Raw genomic sequence first — 5,247 nt, 5'->3', positions numbered from 1 at the left:
GCTGGACCACGCTCCAGCACATCACGCTCAGCCCCAGCCGGATCGGCGATCTCGTCCGGGCCGCCCTCGTCCTAGTCCATTTCGAACACCGCCGGATCACCTGAAAGTCAGTGAGAAAACGTCATTGAGACTGTTGTCAGCCACGGTGGCTCATCGCTGTCGCTGGCCAGAGTTGACCTACGGAGACAGGTATCAACTGTCAATTCTGCTGAGCGGAGGAATCGGCGGACTCGCTCCGGCGGGCGTCCAGCCACATCTTGGTGTATGCCGTGGTCTCGTCGATGAACTGCTCCAAGCCTGCGCGGTCGAAGTCGAACTCGGCGATCAGGTACAGCAGGATGAAGACTTGGGCGTGCAGGACGGTCGACGGATCGTCCGGCAGATCGGCCTTCAGGGGTGCTGCGTCGACAGCGCGGCGGATCATGTCCTCGGCGACCAGCGTGTTGATCAGGTGGGCGTCTTCTTCGGCCTTGATGCGCAGATCGGCGACGAAACGAACGATGTCACCCACGGTGTAGGTCGGCGAAAACCTCCGCCGCACCGCGACTTCGAACGCCCCGAAGAGCAACGACATGTACCCGGCCGCGGTCTCGTCGTCCTTCTGCATCTCGTCCTGCAGAGGCACCCACGCCTCAGGCCCTTCCAGCAAGAACGACCGCAATGCAAGGATGTTCTCCTCGCGAATCTCAACTTGAGAGTAATCCATTATCCGAGGAAATCGTCGGCGATCGATCGTGCCTTTGCTAGGAAGGCGTCGAGCTCGGGATCGGTGAAATTCTCCTGGCTGATCAAGGCGGCGAGCAGGATGATTTGATGAGCTAGTTTGCTTTCCTCGTCGGTTTCGACCATCGGCCCCTTGCCGAGTAGGCGAAGAATCATTCCTTCGGCGATCTCTGGGTTGATGACGTCTGGCGCCTCGTCATGTTTCGCTCGCGCACGCGCTACGAAATCGACTACCTCTGACCTGTCTGCAGGTTGTCCGTCTCTGATAAACCGCTGCTGTACGGCTGCAATGAAGGCGGCGGAGATCAGTGCCGGATAACCCACATTGGCTTCGTCGGCATCGAGTTGCTTCAGCAGCCTGCGGTGTTCGACTATGTTTCCCTGCAGTTGAGCACGCAGTGTAGCAATCTGCTCATCGGTCACCGGCATTCTCGCGCCCTCTCATGTGTTGAATTGCCCTGAGGCCGACGCGTCCGACCTCGGTTACGATTATCAACGTTCCTGCTGCCGCCAGCACCAGTGATCCACCCTTGACGGTGTTGTCGGGCGGCTTCATTTGATCTCCGGCAGGGCGGGACCCGCAGAGCTGACCTGTAGGGCGGACTTCCTCGAAGTTCTTCTGGGCCGGTTCACTGGTCTTATCTGCAGTGTCCCTGATGTCATCGGCGCGTGAGGTGAACTCGCGCATGAAGTCGCGTGTGCGAGATCGGCTCTCCGGATCAGATTCCCGGTAGTCACGGAGTGCGGGGTCGTCTTCGGGGTCGCGGGGTTCGGCGCGGTCCGGCGTGTCGTCTTCGACGTCGAAGCGGCTTTCTTGGATGAAATTGCCGTCGCTGTCGCGGCGCAAGGTGATTCTTGCGCGATACGGGTTTGGTTCCGGTTCCGGCAGATTCTCCTCATGGCTACTTAGTTCTCTGCCAAGTTCTTCCGTTTCGCCGGTTTGGGTTGGGTCGCGGTCGGGCGGATCGTTGCCGGTGAAGGGTTCTGGAAGGTCTGTCTCCTCGGTTTTCTTATCATGGTCGCGGGTTTCTGTGGGTGGGGATGGAGCATCGCTGGCAGCGCGTTGGTCTGCTGGGGCGTCCCTAGTCTCGTCTTCTGTGACAGAGGGCTGTTCCGGCTGCTGCTCCTGTGGCCTGGCACCATGGTCCGCGGACTCTGGGGCGATGGTGGCCGTCTCTGGGGTTGCTGGTTGCGGGTCCTCGTTGGTCGGCCTGTCTGTGCCGGGTAGTTGCTGGCCGGGCGGTGGTTTTTCGGGGGTCTCCGGCTCTGGGGCTGTCTCTTGCGCAGGTTTGGTCTCCGAGTTGCCGGTGCTGGGCTGGTCTTTGGGTGTTTGCCCAGTGGGCTGGTCGGTATCGCCCACGGTGTTCGTGGTGGGCTGCTCGCCAGCCGGGATGTCGGCGTCCCGTGGGTGTGCTTGTCCGTCGCGCTCGGCCTGTGGTCCGGTCTCGCCGAGTTCGGGTGCCGGCTTGTCCGCCGCCTTGCCCGTGCTCCGGTCGTCTGTTGAGGCGCGAAGATCGCCGGGTTCGTCTGCCTTGGCGTTATCGCTTTCGGCTACTGGTGGGGCGGGCTTGTCCTGTTGTGTGGTTTCGTCGGATTCAAGACCGCTTGCGTTGGTCGCTGGCTTTCCGTCTCGGGTCTCCAGTGGAGCAGCGTTTTGGTCCGTCTTTTCGGACCGTGGTTGATCGGTGCTGGTCGCGGGTGGATCGCCCAGGTCCCAGCCGGCGTTCTGGAGGCTTTCGCGGCGGGTCATCGGCTTGGACGGATCAGGGGCCTCGGTGGGCGGCTTGCCGGTGTCGTCTGCGCGCGGCTTCTCGCCGGACTCGGTGCGGCCGTCCCTATGGCCGAGAGGCTCTGTGTTCTTGGCCGCTTCGCCGTTCCGCTCGCTGGTCGACTGCGGCTCGGCTTCGGCCTTCGGGTGTCGCTCCCCGGGCTCGGTCGTCCGTGGTTCCCTCTTGCCCTCGTCCGGCGGCGGCGCCGCCTCAACGGTTTCGGGCTTTGGACGGCCAGGCTCGCTCTTGCCGTCACCAGGCTGGGAGCCAGTTTCCGATCCGGTCACCTTCTCGGTCTTGGGGGCGGCGGAGGCGTTTTCCGCGCTCGATCCGGTGGGGGAGGACTCCTTGGTGGTCTGTCCGCGTTCACTGCTTTCTTGCTGGCCGTTGACGTTCCAGCCTGCGGCTTTGAGGCTTTCGATGCGGGACTGCTGTCCGGGTGATCCGGGATTGTCGGGCGGCGGTGCGCTGGCGCTATCGGGCTTTGTGGGCTTGTCGCCGGTCTCGGGGCCCTTGTCTGATCCGCCGTGTTCCACGCCCACGCTGGCAGCCCTTTCATCGAGGGGAGGCGGACCGCCATCAGGGCATCGTCGAACGGGCCGCCAGGCGTGGCCCCTGACGCGCGGGGCTGACATCGGGAGCACGCCGAGCCCCTATGTAATCGCGCACGTCCGAACTTTGCACGTGCGGGCATCCGAGGTTCGAGGCTCGACCATCAACTCGCGCGAAACGATCACGAGCAAGGTGTTGTTTCGCGCGTACAACTCGTGGTGACGCGCTGATTCATGGTTTGGATGGTCAAACTTTGAGTATTACGACAATGTCTATTTTGTCTAGGTATGTGGTTGGAGTCGCCGGTCGATTGGTGCCCAGCGCTCGTTGGCAACCCATCGTCCTGACTCTGGACAGATAGCCTCTGCTTCCCAGGGCGGCGGAACATCTCGCTTGCTGCCTCTGGCTGATCGAGCAGTTGGGAAGCGGCTTGACTCCTGGCTGAGTAGCCACCCGTAGTCGGCGGTGGCCGTTCACCTGCCAGGCCGATGTGCGCAGAGCCATCGGGAGTCGGTAGTAGAGCCGACACCTGGTGAGCGTCGGCGCTCTGCGGTGTGCGTAGGCCGAACTGCCGATGAACCCTCCGCCGCACGCACCGCATCCCGTGCCTGGACGCTTTTCCTGGCGCACAACCACTTAGCTGGCACTTGGTGCGCGTTCGTCTCGATGGAGTCCGCTTCGGGGATGTTCGGCCGTCAGGTCCCCGGGGATCGTTGGCCGGACGTTCAACCTCCGAGAACTGGGCGGTCTCTCGGGAGACCAGATCGTCCCGTACGTCGGCACGACAGCCCTGCTTGGCGCCGCGTCCTTCTTCTTTGCATGTCCAGGCATGGGCCCAGTGGACGCGGCGGCGACCGGCGTCGTCCTCGGCTCCACCGGGCTGCTGCCATCGCTTTTACCGAGCGCCACCACCAGCCCGGCGCCGTCGGATCGGTCGAGGCCCCACGGTCGCCGCCGGGAGCACCCTGGCGAGCTGGGCTATGGCGGCTCCCGGCCCGCCCCGCCCTCGGTGGGGCCGCCTTGCCGTCCTCCTTGCCACTCTCGGGCTCGCCCTCGCCGCCGCGCGCCCCCCCACTGGAGCGGCCGGGAACACCTGCGGGCGCGGCCCCTGGTGCGGTGGCGCCGGAGCCTCACCTGTCGCGGAGGACGACGCTGGCCTCTGGCCTGCTAATCCAGCAGCACATTGACCGCGTCCACCTGAGTGAAATCGCCCCCGTATGCATGTCGGCCTCCAGCGGCCTGTAGACGTCGTCTTCCTAGCCAGGATGATGCTCGCTCCTGGTTTGTGACCATGGTTGAGAAGTGGGCGTCTGGCTGCAGTTGGTCAGGGATGAGTCGCCAACTGTCCTCACGTCCGCCCACCATTAGGACAGCGTCTCCGCCGCAGGGGAGTAGCGGCCCGCTATTTCGGGGTGGAGGTGGGCGTTGACCACCGGCAAGCCACGGTCGGCAGGTGTTCACGCGGCCGAGGGTGCCCGTCTTGTTGCTCTTCTTCGATCATGAGGGGGCGACAACTTCGCACGGTGTCCCATGGTGATCGTGTCGGGGCCTAATGGCAGGTTGCGTGCCTACTGCGCGGTGTCACGTGGCTGCGTTAGCCGAACCGCCGGGCTTCAGACTCCGCCATCGATCGATAGGTAGGTCGATGGGGACGGCGATGGGCTCCTTGGGGCCGGCGCTCATTCATTACGCACCTGGGTCGGGCTTCCCTGCTATGCCGCCGCCCTGTTCGCCGGTCGATGAACGGGGCGGCGGCGGAGGTGGTTAGAACTGGTCGTCGTCTACCTTGTAGCGGCGTGTGGACGAAGTGAGGGTCTGCCGTGTGTCCTGTTGGTCGACCACCGTGATGCCTGGGCGTCCTGCCTCTACCTGGAAGCGCGCTGCCGTGGTCACCGTCGTGCCACTCGTGGACCAGACGGTGCTGACCGTGCGGAGCGAGGCCAGGAGCCGGGACGGGGTGACGTCGCAGACGACGTAGCCGCGCTGGTTGCCGATGTACTTCCAGTGGGGGCCTCTCGGCCATGATCGGGTCGTAGGTCTGGTGGAAGGCGACCGGGTCGGAGTCACCGCCGGAGCTGATACGGCAGCTGTAATTGAGGCTCTGGCCTGCGGTGATCATGTGTTGGTGTCGGCGTAGGCGTGCCATGCCTGGTGGCATTTTCGGGCTCGGTATTGGTGGCGTCGGCGCCAGGTGGACCATGCG

Annotated in this window: 3 protein-coding genes; all 3 read right to left on the bottom strand. The window is 64.1% G+C overall.

Translation table 11 applies throughout. The features are described from left to right. Positions 1-199: 199 nt before the first annotated feature. The 3 genes from ABGB11_RS42180 to ABGB11_RS42170 are packed head-to-tail and all read right to left on the bottom strand — an operon-like array spanning position 200 to position 3,034. A complete protein-coding gene (locus tag ABGB11_RS42180) occupies positions 200-706 on the bottom strand; it encodes a hypothetical protein (RefSeq protein WP_347641322.1) in 507 nt (168 codons plus the stop codon). Next, complete coding sequence (locus ABGB11_RS42175; RefSeq protein ID WP_347641320.1) at positions 706-1,146, bottom strand: hypothetical protein; 441 nt, start codon at positions 1,144-1,146, stop codon at positions 706-708. The genes ABGB11_RS42180 and ABGB11_RS42175 overlap by 1 nt, the downstream gene beginning before the upstream one ends. Next, entirely contained in the window at positions 1,136-3,034 is a 1,899-nt protein-coding gene (locus ABGB11_RS42170) for a hypothetical protein (protein WP_347641318.1), read from the bottom strand. The genes ABGB11_RS42175 and ABGB11_RS42170 overlap by 11 nt, the downstream gene beginning before the upstream one ends. Positions 3,035-5,247 lie beyond the last annotated feature (2,213 nt).

Source organism: Actinomadura sp. B10D3, from assembly GCF_039871695.1.
Lineage (GTDB): Bacteria > Actinomycetota > Actinomycetes > Streptosporangiales > Streptosporangiaceae > Spirillospora > Spirillospora madurae.
This window is presented reverse-complemented; position numbering and strand designations above follow the sequence as displayed.

Coding starts and splice junctions, on each gene's coding strand:
- ABGB11_RS42180 (WP_347641322.1), bottom strand. CDS start 706: ATGGATTACTCTCAAGTTGAGATTCGCGAGGAGAACATCCTTGCATTG.